General features: G+C 61.9%; 16 protein-coding genes. 5 read left to right on the top strand and 11 right to left on the bottom strand.

Annotation, left to right across the window (positions count from 1 at the left end):
• Positions 1 to 178 precede the first annotated feature (178 nt).
• From map to dapD, 4 genes are read left to right on the top strand one after another with little or no spacing between them, the layout of a single operon-like run.
• On the top strand, positions 179 to 952 hold the full coding sequence (gene map / locus R3E77_07115; protein ID MEZ5499184.1) for a type I methionyl aminopeptidase: 774 nt from the start codon (positions 179 to 181) through the stop codon (positions 950 to 952).
• Complete coding sequence (gene glnD / locus R3E77_07110) at positions 949 to 3,630, top strand: [protein-PII] uridylyltransferase (protein MEZ5499183.1); 2,682 nt, start codon at positions 949 to 951, stop codon at positions 3,628 to 3,630. The genes map and glnD overlap by 4 nt, the downstream gene beginning before the upstream one ends.
• Positions 3,627 to 4,835, top strand: coding sequence for a succinyldiaminopimelate transaminase (gene dapC / locus R3E77_07105; protein ID MEZ5499182.1), 1,209 nt, complete (start codon positions 3,627 to 3,629; stop codon positions 4,833 to 4,835). The genes glnD and dapC overlap by 4 nt, the downstream gene beginning before the upstream one ends.
• 1 nt (position 4,836) lies before the next feature.
• Positions 4,837 to 5,661, top strand: coding sequence for a 2,3,4,5-tetrahydropyridine-2,6-dicarboxylate N-succinyltransferase (dapD, locus tag R3E77_07100; GenBank protein ID MEZ5499181.1), 825 nt, complete (start codon positions 4,837 to 4,839; stop codon positions 5,659 to 5,661).
• 218 nt (positions 5,662 to 5,879) lie between these two features.
• On the opposite strand, the gene pstB is transcribed toward dapD, so the two are convergent.
• The 5 genes from pstB to R3E77_07075 form a co-directional block, all read right to left on the bottom strand.
• A complete protein-coding gene (pstB, locus tag R3E77_07095) occupies positions 5,880 to 6,716 on the bottom strand; it encodes a phosphate ABC transporter ATP-binding protein PstB (GenBank protein MEZ5499180.1) in 837 nt (278 codons plus the stop codon).
• A gap of 2 nt (positions 6,717 to 6,718) precedes the next feature.
• On the bottom strand, positions 6,719 to 8,035 hold the full coding sequence (gene pstA / locus R3E77_07090; GenBank protein ID MEZ5499179.1) for a phosphate ABC transporter permease PstA: 1,317 nt from the start codon (positions 8,033 to 8,035) through the stop codon (positions 6,719 to 6,721).
• The gene (pstC, locus tag R3E77_07085) at positions 8,028 to 9,413 is read right to left on the bottom strand and encodes a phosphate ABC transporter permease subunit PstC (protein MEZ5499178.1); all 1,386 of its coding nucleotides are present in this window, start codon (positions 9,411 to 9,413) and stop codon (positions 8,028 to 8,030) included. The genes pstA and pstC overlap by 8 nt, the downstream gene beginning before the upstream one ends.
• Positions 9,414 to 9,513: 100 nt before the next feature.
• On the bottom strand, positions 9,514 to 10,815 hold the full coding sequence (locus tag R3E77_07080) for a putative porin (protein MEZ5499177.1): 1,302 nt from the start codon (positions 10,813 to 10,815) through the stop codon (positions 9,514 to 9,516).
• 49 nt (positions 10,816 to 10,864) lie between these two features.
• Positions 10,865 to 11,911 carry a PstS family phosphate ABC transporter substrate-binding protein gene (locus R3E77_07075; GenBank protein ID MEZ5499176.1) on the bottom strand — a complete coding sequence of 349 codons (1,047 nt, stop codon included), beginning with the start codon at positions 11,909 to 11,911 and terminating at the stop codon, positions 10,865 to 10,867.
• Between the two features lie 153 nt (positions 11,912 to 12,064).
• On the opposite strand from R3E77_07075, the gene dapE reads away from it, so the two are divergent.
• Positions 12,065 to 13,192, top strand: a complete 1,128-nt coding sequence (gene dapE / locus R3E77_07070) for a succinyl-diaminopimelate desuccinylase (GenBank protein ID MEZ5499175.1) — start codon at positions 12,065 to 12,067, stop codon at positions 13,190 to 13,192.
• Here dapE and R3E77_07065 read toward each other — a convergent pair.
• Genes R3E77_07065 through R3E77_07040 form a run of 6 tightly spaced genes read right to left on the bottom strand, consistent with a single transcriptional unit; the run spans position 13,162 to position 19,145 of the window.
• Positions 13,162 to 13,707 carry a disulfide bond formation protein B gene (locus tag R3E77_07065; GenBank protein MEZ5499174.1) on the bottom strand — a complete coding sequence of 182 codons (546 nt, stop codon included), beginning with the start codon at positions 13,705 to 13,707 and terminating at the stop codon, positions 13,162 to 13,164. The two genes, dapE and R3E77_07065, sit on opposite strands and share 31 nt — an antisense overlap.
• Positions 13,704 to 14,435 (bottom strand): phosphate signaling complex protein PhoU, encoded by a 732-nt coding sequence (gene phoU / locus R3E77_07060; protein ID MEZ5499173.1) that lies wholly within the window; start codon positions 14,433 to 14,435, stop codon positions 13,704 to 13,706. The genes R3E77_07065 and phoU overlap by 4 nt, the downstream gene beginning before the upstream one ends.
• Before the next feature lie 29 nt (positions 14,436 to 14,464).
• Positions 14,465 to 15,784, bottom strand: a complete 1,320-nt coding sequence (gene phoR, locus R3E77_07055) for a phosphate regulon sensor histidine kinase PhoR (protein MEZ5499172.1) — start codon at positions 15,782 to 15,784, stop codon at positions 14,465 to 14,467.
• Positions 15,784 to 16,476, bottom strand: a complete 693-nt coding sequence (gene phoB / locus R3E77_07050; protein ID MEZ5499171.1) for a phosphate regulon transcriptional regulator PhoB — start codon at positions 16,474 to 16,476, stop codon at positions 15,784 to 15,786. Before phoB ends, phoR begins: the two co-directional genes overlap by 1 nt.
• Before the next feature lie 43 nt (positions 16,477 to 16,519).
• Positions 16,520 to 17,221, bottom strand: coding sequence for a tRNA (adenosine(37)-N6)-threonylcarbamoyltransferase complex dimerization subunit type 1 TsaB (gene tsaB, locus R3E77_07045; GenBank protein ID MEZ5499170.1), 702 nt, complete (start codon positions 17,219 to 17,221; stop codon positions 16,520 to 16,522).
• The gene (locus R3E77_07040; GenBank protein MEZ5499169.1) at positions 17,214 to 19,145 is read right to left on the bottom strand and encodes an ATP-dependent DNA helicase; all 1,932 of its coding nucleotides are present in this window, start codon (positions 19,143 to 19,145) and stop codon (positions 17,214 to 17,216) included. Before R3E77_07040 ends, tsaB begins: the two co-directional genes overlap by 8 nt.
• Positions 19,146 to 19,170 lie beyond the last annotated feature (25 nt).

Raw genomic sequence — 19,170 nt, 5'->3', positions numbered from 1 at the left:
CAGGGTTGAGCCTCCGCGTACTTCCCCGGACCATTCGGCTCGCGCCGAACACCCAGTCGCGGGGGTAAAAAGCCAGTACGCGTGTGGATTAATTGCCAAAAAAGGCCGCGCTTTATACCATGAAGTTTCCGTCAGAACAACGCCTTACGCTGCCCCCGCGACAGAGCCGCGCCGCCCCATGACCATAACCATCAAATCGGCTCCAGAGCAGGAGAAAATGCGCATCGCGGGGCGCCTCGCGGCCGAGGTCCTGGACATGATCGGCGAGCACATCCAGCCGGGAGCCAGCACCGAGGATATCGACCAGATCTGCCACGACTACATCGTCAACACCCAGGGAACAATTCCGGCCAATCTCAATTACCGGGGCTTTCCCAAGACGATATGCACGTCGGTCAACCACGTCGTCTGCCACGGCATACCCAATGAAAAGCGGCTGAAAGACGGCGATATCGTCAACGTCGACGTCACCGTCATCAGCGATGGCTTTCACGGCGATACGAGCCGCATGTACTTCGTGGGCAAGTCGGGCATACAGGCTCGCCGGCTCGTCGAAGTGTGTTTCGACTCGATGTGGCGTGGCATCGAAACCGTTCGTCCCGGTGCGCACCTCGGCGACATTGGTCACGCGATCCAGCGCTTTGCAGAAGCCGCCGGTTACTCCGTCGTTCGCGAGTACTGCGGCCACGGCATCGGCAGGGTCTATCACGAGGATCCACAGGTGTTGCATTACGGCACGCCCGGAACCGGCGTCGAATTGCAGGCCGGCATGACGTTCACGATCGAACCGATGATCAACGCGGGCAAACGGCACGTCAAACTGCTGAACGACGGCTGGACCGTCGTCACCAAGGACCATTCGCTGTCAGCGCAATGGGAACACACGATACTCGTCACCGACCAGGGTTATGAGGTTCTGACACTTGGCGCCGCGGCGCGTGCGCGCGCATGAGCGTGCCGGCCACCGAGACGCAAGTTCGCTCATTCGCCCTGCCCCCGTGGCCGCTGCTCGCGCGACTTCGTGAGAAGCTGCCAACTGCCGAGGCAAGTCAATATCGCGAAGCCCTGCTGCAGGCGCAGGCGGAACTCGGCGAACGCTACTACGCCGATGAACCGATCGAGGATCTGGTGCATCTTCGCGCCGCGTTGGTCGATACGCTGGTCGGGATGGCTTGGCGGCACTTGCTCGGCGAGCAAGGCGCAGCTGCCTGCCTGGTTGCCGTTGGCGGCTATGGCCGCGGCGAACTTCAACCTGCATCCGACATCGACTTGCTCGTATTGATCGCCGACGAACCCGAGGCTGCGATGCGCGCGGCGCTTGAGCGATTCGTTACCTTCCTGTGGGACATCGGACTTGAGGTGGGCCATGCCGTGCGCACGGTCGATGAGTGTGTAGAGCAATGCCGCGCGGACGTCACCGTGATGACGACACTCATCGAGGCGCGGCTTCTCGAGGGACGCGCCGACCTTTACGAGCAGCTGAATCGCAAGTTGCGTCCCGACAATATCTGGCCGGTCGACGAATTCTTCGAGGCGAAGGTCAAGGAGCAAGCCGAACGGCACCTGCGCGCCAACGATACGGCCTACAACCTCGAACCCAACGTGAAGACCGGACCGGGTGGATTGCGCGACATTCAGACGATTGCCTGGGTTGCAAAGCGTCACTTCGCCGCCGAATCGCTCGATGATCTTGCCGCGCAGGGTTTCCTGACCGGTGCGGAGCTGCGCCGATTGAAACAGGCGCAGGCGTTCCTGTGGAAGGTGCGTTTCGGTCTGCACCTTCTCGCCGGTCGGCGCGAGGACCGCTTGCTGTTCGACAACCAGATCCGCCTTGCCAAAGTATTTGGTTACGAAGACGCGAGTTTCACGCTCGCTGTCGAACAATTGATGCAGCGCTACTACCGCACCGTCATGGAAGTCAGTCTGCTGAACGAATTGCTGCTGCAATTGTTTCGCGAAGCGATTCTGAGCAACGACAGCCCGCCGCAGCCAGTCAATTCCCGCTTCCAGCTGCGCAATCAGTACCTGGAGGTCGTGCACGACGACGTATTCGCGCGCCAGCCCTCGGCAATGCTCGAGTTGTTCCTCATCCTGCAGTCGAATCCCCAGATTCGCGGCGTGCGCGCCGCCACCATACGCGCTCTGACCAGGGACCTGTGGCTGATCGACGAGGAATTCCGGCAGAACCCCCGCCACCATCGACTGTTCCTCGAGATCATGAGCGCCGCCGTCGGCGTCACACACGAGCTGCGGCGCATGAATCGTTACGGCGTGCTGGGGCGCTACATCCCGGCGTTTGGCCGCATCGTGGGACGCATGCAATATGACCTGTTCCACGCCTATACCGTCGACGCCCATACGTTGTTCGTCGTTGGCAATCTGCGTCGACTCGCGCTGAGCCGCTACGACCAGGAACTGCCGCAGGTGTCGGCGATCATGCAGAAATTGCCGAAGCCCGAGATCGCCTACCTCGCGGCACTCTTTCATGACATTGCCAAGGGTCGGGGCGGCGATCATTCGGAACTCGGCGCCGTCGATGCCGAGTCATTCTGCCTCGAGCAAGGCATGTCGCGCTACGACGCGCGCATGGTTGCCTGGCTGGTGCGCAATCATCTGCAGTTGTCGGTGACGGCGCAGAAGCAGGACATCAGCGATCCGGAAGTAATCAATGCGTTTGCACGTCAGGTTGGCGACGAGTCGCATCTCGATTATCTCTATGTGCTCACCTGCGCCGATGTTCGCGGCACCAACCCCAAGCTGTGGAATTCCTGGAAGGAATCCCTGTTCCACGAGTTCTATCTGCGGGTTCGCCGCGCACTGCGGCGCGGCCTCGAGAGCCCGATCGACCAGGAAGACCTCATAGCCGAGACGCAGTTGGCCGCGCGCCAGCAACTGGCTGCGGCCGCATTGACGCCCGAACAGATAGACGGCGCCTGGCGTCGGCTGACCACGGCCTACTTCCTGCGCCACACGCCCGACGAGATCGCCTGGCACACGCGGCTGCTCCTCGCGGACGGCAACCGCGACAGCGCTGGATTCGTCGCCGTGCGCCCGGAGACCGAAATCGGCACGACCTCGATCGTGACGCTGGCACCACATAGTTACGACGGTTTCGCGCGCACGACAGCGGCACTCGATCAGCTGGGGCTGAACATCGTGGATGCGCGGATCACCCCGACACACGACGGTTTCAGCATCGATGCCTACCATGTGCTCGAGGCCGACGGCAGTGCAACGGGCGACCCGGACCGTCAGCGCGAAATCCAGGGCGCGCTCGACCGGCTGCTGCGCTCGCCGCATCACGCGCCACCCGTTGTCTCGAGGCGAGCACCGCGCCAGGCACGCATGTTCCACACGCCAACGCAGGTTGCGATCAGCCGCGATCCGCGCAACCGCCGCTCTGTCGTGGAATTGATCGCTGGCGATCGGCCAGGGCTGCTGTGCGACGTCGGCAGGGTACTGGTGGACCAGGGCATGGATCTCCTCGCCGCGAAGATCATGACCGTTGGCGAACGCGCCGAGGATGTTTTCTTCGTAACCGACCAGAATGCGCAGCCGCTCGATGAGGCAGCAGCCGAAAGACTGCGAACGGCACTCATCGAGTCGCTCGATCGGCGGCGCGCCGCATGAATCCGCGCCTGTCCCTGCTGCAACCCTATCCTTTCGAGCGGCTGCGCGCCTTGTTGGCGGGGGCGACACCGCCACAGGACCTGTCGCCGATCTCGCTCACCATCGGTGAGCCACGCCACGATCCGCCCAGCTTCGTGCTCGATGCGCTTCGCGCTTCACTCGATGGGCTCGCCCGATATCCGACGACTTCGGGAAGCATCGGGCTGCGGCGCAGTGCAGCCGCATGGCTCGAACGGCGATTCGGCCTGTCTACGGGAGCGGTCGATCCTGCAACCATGGTGCTGCCGGTGAATGGAACGCGGGAAGCCCTGTTCGCAATCGCTCAGACGATCGTCGGCCGCAAATCAAAGCCGATGGTTGTCATGCCGAATCCTTTCTATCAGATCTATGAAGGTGCGGCGTTGCTCTCTGGCGCCGAGCCTTACTACCTGGCGACGACAGCAGCAAATCGCTTTCATCCCGACTTCGATTCCGTTCCTGCGAGCATCTGGAACCGCTGCGAACTGCTCTATCTGTGCAATCCTGGCAATCCGTCGGGGGCCGTACTGTCGGCGGATCACCTGCGTGCGGCACTGACGCTTGCGGATCGTTACGACTTTGTCGTCGCGGCCGACGAGTGCTATTGCGAGCTGTACAACGACGACGCACTCGTTCCAACCAGTCTCCTGGCGGCCGCGGCAAACTGCGGTAACGATCGCCTCGAGCGCTGCATCGCGTTTCACAGCCTTTCCAAGCGTTCGAACCTGCCCGGGCTGCGCTCAGGATTCGTTGCCGGAGACGCGGCCATCATCGAGCGCTTCCTCCTCTACCGCACCTATCACGGCTCGGCGATGTCGGAGACGGTCCAGGCCGCCAGCATTGCCGCATGGCGCGACGACCTGCATGTCGCTGCCAATCGCAGGATCTATCGTGAGAAGTTCCGTCGCGTCGTTCCGATACTTGCCTCGGTAATGAGCGTCCACGAGCCGGCTGGTACGTTCTACCTTTGGCCGGATGTGGGTATGGACGACCAACGCTTCGTGCGTGAGCTGTTTGCGCGATGCAACGTCACTGTAGTGCCAGGCAGTCTGTTGGCGCGCGAAGTGGATGGCAGCAACCCGGGCCTCGGCCGCGTGCGCATCTCACTCGTCGCGCCCGTCGATGAATGCGTGCAGGCAGCCGAGAGAATTCGTAATTTTCTGTCAGGAATGAAAAGCGGTGACTGATATCGAGCCTCTGCGCCAGCAGATCGAGAACGCGTTCGAGCTACGCGAACGCCTGACGCCGGCCACGGCACCGGCCGCAGTACGCGATGCCGTCGATGGGGCGCTCGCGCTGCTCGATCGCGGTGAACTCCGCGTGGCGCACCCGGTTGGGAACGGCTGGCAGGTCAACCAGTGGCTGAAGAAAGCCGTTCTGCTGTCGTTTCGCATCAATGAGAATCGCGTGATCGAGGGCGGCCACAGCCGCTTCTTCGACAAGGTCGATCTCAAATTCGCGCACTGCAACGATGCGGACTTTCGGGCTGCGGGCTTGCGCGTGGTTCCTGATGCCATCGTACGTCGTGGCGCCTTCATCGCTCGCAACGTCGTGCTGATGCCGAGCTATGTCAACATTGGCGCCTGGGTCGGCGAAGGCAGCATGGTCGACACCTGGGCCACCGTCGGCTCCTGCGCCCAGATCGGCGCCAATGTGCACCTTTCGGGTGGTGTCGGCATCGGCGGCGTGCTGGAGCCACTGCAGGCCAATCCCACCATCATTGAAGACAACTGCTTCATCGGCGCGCGCTCGGAAATAGTTGAGGGGGTCATCGTCGAGAAAGGCTCAGTGATCTCGATGGGTGTTTTTATTGGTCAAAGCACGCGCATCTACGATCGTGTCACGGGCCAGACGCTCTACGGCCGGGTACCCGCCGGATCGGTCGTCGTGCCGGGCAACCTGCCCTCCGCCGACGGCAAGTACTCCCTTTACTGCGCCGTCATCGTCAAGCGCGTCGATGAGAAGACCCGCGCCAAGGTCTCGGTCAACGAACTGCTGCGCAACATCGACTGACGATTCGGCTGAGTACGCAAGGCGCGATGCGGGCGCCGTGGCGTGCGTGCACGCATTGTTCTCTGATTTTGATCAGCGCCTTTCAGGACCGTGGCGCACATGGATGTGCGCCCCGGAGCCCCCATGGAGGGGTCCACGGCGTTCCTGAAAGGCGCTGATCAAAATCAGAGAACAATGCTTTCAGGCCGGCGGCGCCTCCCAAGTCGCGCCTTGCGTACTCAGCCGAAACGCCCGGTGATGTAGTCCTCGGTGAGCCGGTGCCGCGGATTGGTGAAGATCCGGTCCGTCTTGCCCACTTCGATGAGGTCGCCCAGGTGAAAATAGGCAGTGCGCTGCGACACGCGCGCGGCCTGCTGCATGGAATGTGTGACGATTACGATCGCATAGCTCTTGCGCAGCTCCTCCATCAGGTCCTCGATGCGCGCAGTGGCGATGGGATCGAGTGCCGAGCATGGTTCGTCCATGAGGATTACTTCGGGATTGACCGCAATCGTACGCGCGATGCACAGGCGCTGCTGCTGACCACCCGAGAGGCTGGTACCCGGCTGGTCGAGTCGGTCCTTGACCTCCTCCCACAACCCGGCCCGCGCGAGACTTGTTTGCACCAGTTCGTCGAGGTCGCCGCGATCGGCAGCCAGTCCATGAATTCGCGGCCCGTAGGCGACGTTTTCGTAGATCGATTTGGGGAATGGATTTGGCTTCTGGAAAACCATGCCGACCCGGGCGCGCAACTGAACCACATCCTGCCGACGATCATGGATATCCTGCCCGTCGAGCAGAATCCGGCCACTCACCCGCGCCGACTCTATCGTGTCGTTCATGCGATTGAGGCATCGCAGGAATGTTGACTTGCCGCAACCAGACGGACCTATGCAGGCCAGCACCTGCTTGCGGCCGATGTCGATGTTGACGTTCTTGATAGCGTGTTTCTCACCGTAGTACACGTTGAGATCGCGACAGGAGAAGACTGGATCCTCAACGGCATAGGAGCCAACCGTCTTTACAGTCTGGTTGCCTGCCTCCGCAGGCGGTGCAGTGGGTTGAGTGACGTTCATGCTCACCATCTTTTCTCGAAGCGGTTTCGAAGGACAACCGCGGTCGCATTCATGACTACCAGAAACATCAACAGCACGATAATCGCGCCGGAGGTTCGCTCGACAAAACCGCGCTCGGGGAGATCGGACCAGAGGAATACCTGCACTGGAAGCACGGTGGCCGGATCCAGCACTCCGCGCGGCACTTCGACGATGAAGGCGACCATGCCAATCATCAACAAGGGCGCTGACTCACCCAATGCCCGCGCCATGCCGATGATCGTACCTGTCAGCATTCCGGGCATTGCAAGCGGCATGACATGATGCAGGACCATCTGAATCCTGGATGCTCCCATGCCGAGTGCCGCCTCGCGTATCGACGGCGGTACCGCCTTCAGCGATGCGCGCGATGCGATGATCACCGTGGGCAGCGTCAACAACGCGAGCACCAGGCCACCGACCAGCGGCGCCGAGCGCGGCATGCCGAAGAATCCGATGAATACCGCGAGCCCAAGCAGGCCGAAGACGATCGACGGCACTGCCGCGAGATTGTTGATGTTGACCTCGATCAGATCGGTCATCCGGCTCCTTGGCGCGAACTCCTCGAGGTATATCGCTGCGGCCACGCCAATCGGAAACGACAACAGCAGGGTTATCAGCAACGTAAGGAATGATCCGCGGACGGCCCCCAGCACCCCGGCTAGTTCCGCTTCGCGCGAATCGCCGTGGCTGAAAAAACTGCGATTGAAGCGAAGTTCGAGGGCATCGTTATCTCGCAGAGTCTTGATCCAGGCCAGTTGCTGATCGCTGAGCGCGCGCTCGTTTTCCGGCAGAGACGTATTCATGCGGCCCTTCAGCAGCAAGTCGACGTCTGCACTCGCGAGCAGCCACAAGGTCTCGCTCTGTCCGATCAGATCGGGATTTTCGAGTACCCGCCGCTGCAACTCATAGCCCGCGCCAACGCTCGCGAGCTGCTTCAATTCCCGCCTCGCCGACCTACCCTCGACCTCGCCGAGCCTTTCCTGCAGGGCCTCGCGCACCAATGCGTCGTAATCAGCCGCCTGCAACACCTCGCGACTTCGGTCCGATTCGAGGCCCATGACCTCGGCGCTGTAGTCGACGCGCAATTGGATGTAGCTCTGCTGAAAAACCGACCATCCCTTGGAGATGATGTCGGCAAAGAGAAAGACCACGAACAGTACGCCGAGCGCGACCGCTGCGATTCCATAGAATCTGAATCTTTGCTCGGCGCGATAGCGTCGTCGCAGGCTGCGCGCAACCAGCGCCTGGGTCTCGCGTGCGTCGCGCGCACTGGCGGGTCTGGACGCGGGCTTACTCATACTGCTCACGATAGCGTTTGACGACGTAGAGGGCCACGACATTCAGAATGAGCGTGACGACGAAGAGCACGAAACCGAGCGCGAATGCGGCCAGCGTCTTGGCACTGTCGAATTCCTGGTCGCCAACCAGCAATGTGACGATCTGCACGGTCACGGTTGTCACTGCCTCCAGCGGGTTCAGCGTGAGATTGGCCGCAAGGCCTGCGGCCATCACGACGATCATCGTCTCGCCGATGGCGCGCGATATGGCCAGCAACACACCGCCAACGATTCCGGGCAGCGCCGCCCGCAACACCACCTGCTTGATCGTCTCCGAGCGCGTTGCGCCGAGCGCGTACGCGCCGTCACGAAGACTCTGCGGCACCGCCGCGATCATGTCGTCCGCAAGCGAGGAAACGAACGGAATGATCATGATGCCCATGACGAGTCCGGCAGCGAGCGCGCTCTCGCTCGCAACGTCGAGCCCCATGGATTCGCCAAGGCGCCGCAGGCTCGGACCAACCGTCAACGCCGCGAAAAAGCCATAAACGACGGTCGGAATACCTGCCAATACTTCAAGCAGCGGCTTGATGACGGCCCGCACTTTCCCCGGAGCATACTCGGCAAGGAATATGGCGGAGAAAAGCCCGATTGGTACCGCGACGATCATGGCGATACCGGAGATGAGCAAGGTTCCGACGAATAGCGGTACGGCACCAAAGGCTCCCGAGGAACCCACCTGGTCCGCGCGGATGGCCGTCTGCGGACTCCACTTGAGGCCAAAAAACTCCGTAACCGGCACGCGGCCAAAAAACCGCCAGGTCTCGAACAGCACCGACAGCACGATGCCGATCGTGGTCAGGATTGCGACCGACGCGCATCCAAACAGCAGCCAGCGATAGACTGATTCGACGTTATTGCGCGCCCGCATGTCGGTGCGGATGCGGCCGCGCGAGAAAAGCGCCGCGAGCACCGCGGTTGCGAGCACCAGGACGGCGAGCAAAATGTCACTCGTCTGCTTTGCCGACCGGTATCGCTCGGCGGCTTCGCGAACCAACGGCTCAGCGAGCGCGGCCGGCGTGCGGCCCGCGGCAACATTGCGTACATCGTTCATCACGAGGCTGAAGCGATCCGCAGGCAGCTGGGCAATCTCCGCGGGCATGTGGGCGCCCACTTTTGCAGTGATTACCGCATCGCTCAGCATGACCCACAGCAGGAAAATCGCCACGGCCGGCAGCAAGGTCCAGATACCGACAAACTGGCCATAATGACTCGGCAGGGAGTGCAGATTGCGCACGCCACGCGCCCCGCCCGCCACACTGATCGCCCGAGCTTTGCCGAGCCAGAACGCGACCACCGTAATGGCGCAAAGAATCAGGAGCAGCAACTGTGGCTTCATGGTTTCATCGATCGACAATCAGGCACGAAACCAGAATACGACAAGGCCTCCCTGGCGAATGCCAGGGAGGCCGTCGTCGAACCGCCGGGCTGCGCTCGCCCTAGAACGATGTAACGAGATCGAGCTGCAGGCGCTTGTAGTCCCTGCCGGTGACCGGCCCGACACCCGATACGCTGGTCGGCACATCAACATTCGTTTCATTGAGGAACAAGGTTGCATTGAATTTGAAATTCTTCGCAAATGCGTATGCGAATTTCAACACACTCCCGCGTCCATCGGTATTGCCATCGGCGAAATCCGAGTCCACCCACTGGCCATAGAGCGCGTCTTTTTCGACCTGTTGATAAAGATAACCGATCTCCCAGGTGCCGGGGTCCTTGGCGCGGCCGTAGGAAAAGCCGAGTCCATAGGCGTTGTTGAGATCATCCGCCGCGGTATTCTGGGCCAAATCAGCGTACAGACTGAACGGCCGGCCGGACAGCGAAGTACTCCATTCAGCCGATACATCGACGATATTGAAGTCATTGGCGACGCAGGTCGCGATGCCGGCGCGGCAAATCGGCGAATTGGTGACAGTCGTGTTGCCATTGGCACCCCCGCCAAATAGCGCGTTGTAGCCTTCGACCGCGCCGTGATCAAAGTAGCCTGCGACCAAAGTCAGCTTCGATCCGTCGCCCACCGATCCTGTCCAGCCCAGCTGACCACCGATGAGATTGCTATCGGCGCGACTGCTGCGTTCAGCAAGATCCAGATAGAACGCGTTCGCGAAGACTCCGCTCGTCTTGCTGGCCCACGCAAGGCCAATGCCCTCAGGATTGACATCGCCGTCGAAGAACATGCTTTGCGACGGTGTTGACCACGGCTGTTTGATCTTGCCGAGGCTGAGCGACGTGTCCGGACGTGGCTGCCAACGCAGATATGCGAGATCGAGGCCAAAAGCCTTGCGCGAATTGGTATCGGTCAAGGTCTGGTTGGACGAGCGCGGGTCGTCACCGCCACTCGCAAGGCGCAGTTCCGCGCTCAAGGTATCGTTGACCTTGGCCACGAATCCCGCACGTGCTCGGATTCGGTCACGCACGCGGTTCGACGAATTGTATTGCACGTCGAAGCTTTCATTGCGGTAGCGCAAATCGCCCTTCCACTGGAATCGAGACACCCAGTCGCCAATTCCTGTCTTGGTCTGCGCCAGGGCATCCGTGGCGCTATCGATGGCTTCCTGTTGCTCGGTGACCTGTTGCGCCTGCTGTTGCTGCTGCGCTTCGAGCTGCTCGATACGCGTTTGCATGCTGGCGAGCATCGCTTTCAGTTGCGCGATCTCATCGGCGCCATCCGTCGACGCGGCAGTCGCGACATTCAGGAGAAAAACCGACCCCACGACCGCCGCGGCGGCCTGTTTGAACATATGCATCGAAATACCCCCCCGGGTAGAGCGAAAGGTTGTAACTGCTGAACTAGAGTTTCAAAGCCTTCAAAGACGCGGCATCGCTGCGCGACTTGGCAAGCTCTGCCTTGGTTGGCGCCACAAGACCGCGCTCAGCCAGATAGCCATCCTCGCCAATCGCTTTGCTACTCACGTATTCGGCAATGAATTCCTTGATGCCCGGAATCACGCCGACGTGCGCTTTCTTGACGTAGATGAACAAGGGCCGGGATGCGGGATACTTTCCAGACGAGATCGTCTCGTAGTCGGGTTCGACGCCATCGATGACCGCGCCGCGCAGCTGACCAAGATTCTCTTCGAGGAAGCTGTAGCCGAAGATACCGAGCGAGCCTGGATTGGCTTCGATCTTCTGCACGATCAGGTTGTCGTTCTCGCCCGCTTCAATGAACGCCCCGTCCTCGCGCAGGGTGTGGCAGATTTTCTTGAAGCGCGTTTCATTGGTTTCCTTCAACGTCTTGATCCATGCAACGCTGCTGCAGCCGGCTTCCATGTAAAGCTCAAGGAAAGAGTCGCGCGTACCGGAGGTGGGTGGTGGCCCCAACACCTCGATTTTCTGCGCGGGCAGGCCTTTGTCGATCTGGTTCCAGCTGGTGTACGGATTCGCCACGAGCTTGCTCAAATTCGCCGGATCTGGCACCTGTTTGGCAAGTGCAAGGAACACCTGCGCGCGACTGAGCTTCATGGGCTTGGCTTTCTTGCTCTCGGCGATGACGATTCCGTCATAGCCGATCTTTAGCTCTACCACTTCCTTCACGCCGTTCTTGGCACAGGTTTCGAGCTCGCTCGCCTTGATGCGACGTGATGCGTTCGCAATGTCCGGGTGCTGCACGCCTACGCCCGCGCAGAATAGCTTCAGGCCGCCACCGGTTCCGGTGCTCTCGACCTTCGGCGTCTTGAACGAGCCGCCGCGGCCGAAACGCTCGGCGACGGTTGTCGTGAACGGATAGACCGTCGATGAACCCACGATGCTGATGTAATCGCGCGACGACTGTGCCGCCGCCAACTGGCTCATTCCGACGCCGAGTACGCCCAATATAGCTAGAAGAGTCTTGTTCACTTGCCCACCTCCAATTCCAGTGCCCACTGCGAGCTGCCGTAACTTTAATGACACAAAATGACAGTTTTATGAAACACCCGCTCAGCGCAGCCAAGCGATTGATTTGCCGGGATCTATTGCACTCGGCGGCGCAACGCCGTATAAGCCTGCGCCATGTCAGCAACCCTCGATTTGTCGCTGGATCTCTTGCGCCGCCAGTCTGTCACGCCGGACGATGCCGGCTGCCAGGCCGTCATGGCCGAACGCCTGGCGGCAATTGGTTTCGCGGTCGAATCCCTGCGTTACGGCGCCGTGGAGAATCTCTGGGCCAAGCGCGGTAGCGCGCGGCCGGTATTGTGTTTCGCAGGTCATACGGATGTCGTACCGACGGGTCCGCTCGAGGAGTGGCATACCGATCCGTTTTCGCCCACGCAGAAAGACGACCTGCTTTATGGTCGCGGCGCAGCCGACATGAAAACCGGCCTCGCGGCCATGGTGACGGCGAGCGAACGCTTCGTAGCCGATCACCCATCGCATCGCGGCAGCATTGCCTATCTCATCACGAGCGACGAGGAAGGGCCCTCGGTCGACGGTACCAAGCGGGTCGTCGAGACTTTGCGCGAACGCGGCCAGCCAATCGACTACTGCCTGGTTGGCGAACCCTCGAGCGATGCAAAGGTCGGAGACACGATCAAGATCGGTCGCCGCGGATCACTCTCGGGCCGGCTGACGGTGCATGGTGTCCAGGGCCATATTGCCTATCCGCAGCTGTCGGAAAATCCTGTGCACACTTTGGCGCCTGCGCTCGCCGAACTCGTTGCGCACGAGTGGGACAAGGGCACGGAGTTCTTCCAGCCGACATCGTTTCAGATGTCCAATCTCAATGCCGGCACGGGCGCGCCGAATGTAATACCCGGTGAATTGAAGGCGAGGTTCAACCTCCGCTATGCACCGCAGCAGACCATCGAAGGCCTCAAGAATACGGTCGAGGGCATACTCAAGAAGCACAAGGTGCGCTATACCCTGGAATGGTATCTATCCGGCGAACCTTTCTACACGCCACCGGGCGTGTTTTCAGAGGCGGTTGCCCGCGCCATTCGCGACACCACCGGAATCGAGACGCGGATGACGACCGGTGGCGGCACATCGGACGGGCGATTCATCGCGCCGATGGGTGCGCAGGTAGTGGAACTGGGCGTGGTCAACGCGAGCATTCACAAGGTCAACGAGCACGTCGCCGTTGCAGACCTCGACGCGCTGCACGAGATCTACTATCGGATGCTCTGCAATCTGCTCGCCTGATCCGGGGTATCCCGCCGCCAGTTTGCGATGACGAACACCGCGGTCAGCAGCGCGGCGGCCAACAAAACCCACTGCGGCATGGTGAGGCCCGCGAAACGCCAATCGATTTGCGCGCACTCGCCGCCACCCGTAAGCACCTTGCGCACCACATCGGTCAACGGCAGCACTTCGAGCATGAAATCGAGCGTCGAACCGCAGGACGGTACCGAACCGGGTGGCAGGCTCTGGATATAGATGTGGCGGGCTGCAACGCCCACGGTAGCCCCGCCCGCGATGAGCCCGGTCAATGCGTAGCAGCGGCGACCCCAGGGTGAGCGCGGCCCATGCAGCGCGGCGAGCAAGGCGACTGCACCTAGCGCGGCGATTCCGACTCGCTGGAAAATGCACAGTGGGCAGGGTTCCAGACCGAGTTGGCGCTGGGCATACAAGGCATAGCCGAGCATTGCGGCGACGGCGATGGCGATCAGCACATTGACGGCTCGACGGCGTCGCGCGAGTTCCGTGAGCAGACTCAAGACTTCTCCGCGTCGTCCGCGTCGAGTTCGCGCTTGAGCCCCTCCAGCTTGGTGTGGCGCACATCCTTGCCATGCACCATGTATACGACGTATTCGCAGATGTTCTTGGAATGATCGCCAATGCGCTCGAGCGCACGCACCACCCACATGGTATCGAGCGTGCGCCGGATCGCGCGCGGATCTTCCATCATGAACGTGATGCACTGCCGCTGAATGGATTCGTATTCTTCATCGATCATGCGATCGCGTCGCGCGATCTCCATAGACGCCTCTGCATCCATCCGTGCAAAAGCATCCAGTGTGGCGTGCAGCATGTCCTGGACCTCGCGGCCCATGTGCTTGACGGACCGATAGCGGTCCGACGGCCGCTCCAGTCCCGCCAGGCGCGCGCCTATCCAGCCGATCTTTTCGCATTCGTCGCCGATGCGCTCGAGATCGGTAATGGTCTTGATGATGGTGACAATGACCCGAAGATCGCCCGCCGCGGGCGCGCGCGTCGCGAGAATGCGTGAGCATTCCTCGTCGATCGCGACCTCCATGCCGTTCACCTTGTAGTCATCGTTGGCGACCGACTCACCCTGCGCGCTATCGCCCTCGATCAGCGCGTTCAGGGCCCGTTGCAGCATCTCCTCGACGAAGCCGCCCATCGCGAGCACCTTGCTGCGCACGCGCTCGAGATCCTCATTGAAGCGGCGTGAAATATGGTGGGACAGATCAGCGGTTTCCATGAAAATACCTTATCACCTTTGACTTCGGGTTAGGAGGCCGCCTTGCGCAGGGCGGCTGTGCCGATACGGCTCGGCGGGAAGACACAGGCGAAGCGGCTGCCGCGACCTTCGACACTCTCGACCTGCAGCTCCGCTTCGTGGCGCTGCAGGACGTGCTTGACGATCGCGAGACCCAGGCCGGAACCACTACGGCCGCGGCCGCCGTTGGTACTGGCGCGATAGAAACGCTCCGTCAGGCGCGGCAGGTGTTCGGCGGCGATACCGATACCCTCGTCTCGCACGGCAAACATCGCCGAGCCGCCGTCAATACCCCAACTCACGACAATTCGTCCGCCGTCCCGACTGTACTTGATCGCATTCTCGACAATATTCGCGAACGCGGAATGAAGCTCCGCCTCGACTCCGAGCAAGCCGTCGCCGGATCTGAGGTCGAGCTCGATCTGCCTGGTCGTGCCGCAACGCTGTCGCGCATCGGCAATGAGGGTACGCAGCATCTGCGGCACGTCGACCGGCGTGCGGGGCGCCGGTCCCTCGGCTGTCTCCAGGCGTGACAGCTCGAGCAGATGTTCGATCACGCGAGTCATGCGCACGGCCTGGTGGCGCATTTCCTCGATCGGCGTGGCGAGCTCTGCCGGCAGTTGCGGGTCGGCCGCCATGGTCTCGAGGTACCCTGCAATGACCGTGAGCGGTGTACGCAGTTCATGCGACGCATTGGCGACGAAATCCCGGCGCATCGTCTCGAGACGCAGCTGCTGCGTGACGTCGCGCACCAGGAGAATGCACTGCTCCTCGCCATAGGGAACCGCCTGGATCGACAGCCGCTGCGGACCGTCGCCACGGCCTGGCACCGTGACCGCTGACGAGAAATCACCGTTACGCAGATATCTGCCCAGCTGCTCCTGGCGGATCAGGTTGTCGATACGAAGGCCGATGTCCTGCCGGCGCTCGAGTCGCAGGAGCTGCGCCGCGGCACGGTTGAACCAGAGGATTTCCTGCGCGGCGTTGAGGATGACGATGCCATCGGGCATGGCGGCAGTCGCGCGCCGCAGTTCGCGGAAAATCTGCAGCATGCGCTGCTTGTGAAAACGCTTGCGCCGGTGCAGGCGCGACACCTGCGCAACCACGTCGCCCCACATGCCGCTGGTGTCAGGCGGTTCGATATACGCGCGCCGCCGCAACCAGAAGTCGACTCTTGCGAGGTGATAAAGCTGCCAGCCGAGAAAACCACCCAGGGAGATGCCGAGGCCGGTGGTCATATTGCCGAGGATCCAACCCAGCAGCAGGCCGAGCGCGAGCGCAGCACCGAGCCGGGTGGCGGCGTAAACGAGTGCGCGTGCATTTGGGCTCATCAGCGGCTTTCGGAAAACCGGTATCCGGCACCTCGTACGGTCTGGATCAGATGATCGAGACCATGGCCTTCCAACGACTTGCGCAGCCGCCGGATATGCACGTCAATCGTACGCTCTTCGATATAAACATTACCACCCCAGATACGGTCGAGCAGCTGCTCGCGACTGAACACGCGCTCTGGATGCGCCAGGAAGAACTCAAGCATGCGGTACTCGGTCGGCCCGAGGTTCACTACCTGCTCGCCCGCCAGAACGCGATGACTCGCGCGATCCATCACGAGGCCCCCACGCTCGATACGCTCCAGCTCCTGTTCGTTCTGGCCGCGACGCAAAACCGCGTTGATGCGCGCGACCAGCTCGCGCGGTGAAAAGGGCTTGGTTATGTAATCGTCCGCGCCACCTTCGAGCCCTGCGACCTTATCGGACTCCTGGCTGCGTGCCGTCAGCATGATGACAGGCAACTCGCTGGTACTGCGGTCGCGCTTGAGCTGACGGGTCAATTCAAGACCGCTGGTGTCGGGCAACATCCAGTCAACCAGCACGAGATCAGGGCGCCGGTCCACCACTGCGCTGCGTGCACTGGTCGCATCCTCGGCCTCCGAGGTCTCGAAACCGGCGCGGCGCAAGCCGTAGGCAATCATTTCCCGGATCGGGCGTTCGTCCTCCACGATGAGAATCAGTTTGTCGGACATGCCATGCTCTGCCTGGTGACAGGAATATTACAGCCTTCCGACGTTACTGTTTCGTGACAGCCGTAACCTGCTCGCGCAGGTAAACGGGTTGCGCCTCGGCCGCAGCGAGGATCTCCCCGCGCTCGAGCGCCGCCAGGCCCAACGCGATAATGTCCGCCATGTCGCACTGGATCAAATTGGCCGGCATCACGACGCCACGCAGTCGCAATGCGTCGGCGCTCTGCGGAAACTGGCTCAGGCCCGAACCGGCAGCGACATCCCCTGCGGCGAGCAGGTCGAGCGGCATGTCCGCCGGGGCACCCACCCGCTCCGGGGCTGTCGGTTGTTGCAAGAGAATCGACTCGCGCTCATAAACAGCAAAATAGACCTCGCGCATGCGCGCATCGACGCAGGCGAGAGCTCGTTTTGCGCCGGGTGCGGCGGCGAACGCACAATGGGCAAGCGCCGCAAGATTCGACACGGCGACCACGGGAAGGTCGAGCCCATAGGCGAGTCCCTGCGCAACAGCGACACCGAGGCGCACGCCGGTGAATCCGCCAGGCCCGCGTGCCAGAACGATCGCGCCCAGGCTGCTCCGGGACAGGCCAGCCTCGGCAAGCAGCTCGCGCACGGCCGGCAGCACCGCGCGCGACTGGTCCTGCGCCGCTGGCAGGACGCGCACGAGCAGGTCCGGGCCGATATGCAGCGCGACCGCAGCTTGTGCGGATGCCGTATCGATGGCGAGCAGATTGCGGCGATCAGCCATGGCCGGACGCTGTGTGCAATTCGCGCGTTAATTGCCGCAAGAAGTGCTTTACATCGCCCGGCTGTTCAGTACGCGCCATCGGTGGCAATGCGCGAATGAACACCCGCCCATAGCCGCGCGTTCGCAGGCGCGGATCGAGCAATGCGACGACACCGCGATCGGATTCACTGCGGATCAGGCGGCCGACACCCTGCTTGAGCGTGAGCACCGCTTCGGGCAACTGGAAATCCGCAAACGGGTTACCGCCGCTGCGGCGCAGGAAGTCGATCCTGGCGCGAACCAACGGCTCATCCGGTGACTGAAACGGCAGTTTCTCGACGATCACCAGCCGCAGCGCATCGCCCCTTACGTCGACGCCTTCCCAGAAACTCGCCGTACCGAGCAGCACCGCGTTGCCATGGGCGCGAAATCGCTCGAGCAGGACTTCACGCGGCGCCTCGCCCTGCACCAGCACCGGCCAGGACTCGTCTCGCCAGATCGTACGCAATTGCGAGGCGGCTTGCGAGAGAGCGCGATGGCTGGTGAACAGCACGAACGCGCCGCCGCCTGCAGCGGCAACCAGCCACTCGGTCTCGGCTATGACAGCCGGCAGATAACGGTCCGAGGCCGGATCCGGCATCTTCGGCGGCAGGTAGAGCAGTGCCTGCTGCTCATAATCGAACGGGCTTGGAATCGCGAGCGCTTCGCAGTCATCGAGGCCGAGGCGCGACACGAATGCAGTGAAGTCGGCACCGATTGCGAGTGTTGCGGAGGTGAAGATCCAGCTTGCCTGGGTCTGGGCGACGAGCGCATTGAACTTGCCGGCGACATCGAACGGTATTGCGGACAGGGTCACCTGATTGGCGGTCGCCTCCATGCCACGCACGCCATCCTGATCGGCAAGTCCGATGACCGCACCCAGGCGCTCGGCAAGTTGTCGCGCGCGGTTGGCGCATTGCCCCAGTGCCTCGTCGTCGCGCAACGGCTGCAACTGCTCGGCCAGCACACCCAACGCCCGCTGTAACTCATCGGCCGCCGCAATGGTTGTCGCATCGACCGCCGTTGCCCCGCGCGCGGCCGCTTGCCGAAGTTGCAGCTCGGCCTTCTCGACCCGTCGCACGGGATCGAGCAAGTCGTCCGTCGCGAAATCGGCAATCGCGAGCCTGCCTCGAAGATCGATGAGCAGATTCGCGGTCTGTCGCGTCCCGACCGACACGGTGAAGAACTGCGTTGCAAGGTCAGGAAGCTGGTGCGCCTCATCGACGATCACCACGTCCGCTGCCCCGAGCAGATCGCCGAAACCGTCTTCCTTCAACAGCATGTCCGCGAGCAGGAGATGGTGATTGACGACGATCAGGTCCGCTTCAAGAGCGGCTCGCCTCGCCTGGAGAATGAAACACTGATCGAATCTTGCGCAGCGCTGGCCAAGGCAATTGTCCCGGGTGGATGTTATATGCGGCCGAATGGGATCATCGTCTGCCAATCCCGCAAGCTCGACCAGATCGCCCGTACGGGTAGCCATCGACCAACGCTCGAGTGCCATGACATCTGTCGATCCCTCGCGTGCCATGGCAAGCGACGACTGGCGGGAATACTCCTCCAGACGATGGCGACACAGATAATTGCCGCGGCCCTTGAGTAACGCGAGCCTGGCCGGCCTGCCGAGCGCCCCCGCCACCAGCGGCACGTCCTTGCCATGCAGCTGATCCTGCAAGGTTCGGGTGCCGGTCGAGATTATGACCCGCAGGCCAGATAGCAGCGCAGGCACCAGATAGGCAAAAGTCTTGCCTATGCCTGTTCCGGCCTCGACGACCAGCGCGCGGCGCTCCTGCATGGCAAGGGCGACACGTTCGGCCATCTGTAGCTGACCGCTGCGGGGCCGGTATCCGCTCAGGGTATCGGCCAGGGCGCCACCGGCGCCGAAAATGTCTTCGATGGAATGCATGGCGTTGGGGCCGGCGGTGAGCCGG

The organism is Steroidobacteraceae bacterium, assembly GCA_041395505.1.
GTDB lineage: Bacteria > Pseudomonadota > Gammaproteobacteria > Steroidobacterales > Steroidobacteraceae > JAWLAG01.
Note: the sequence above shows the minus strand (reverse complement) of the source record. Positions and strands in the feature narration are given on the sequence as shown.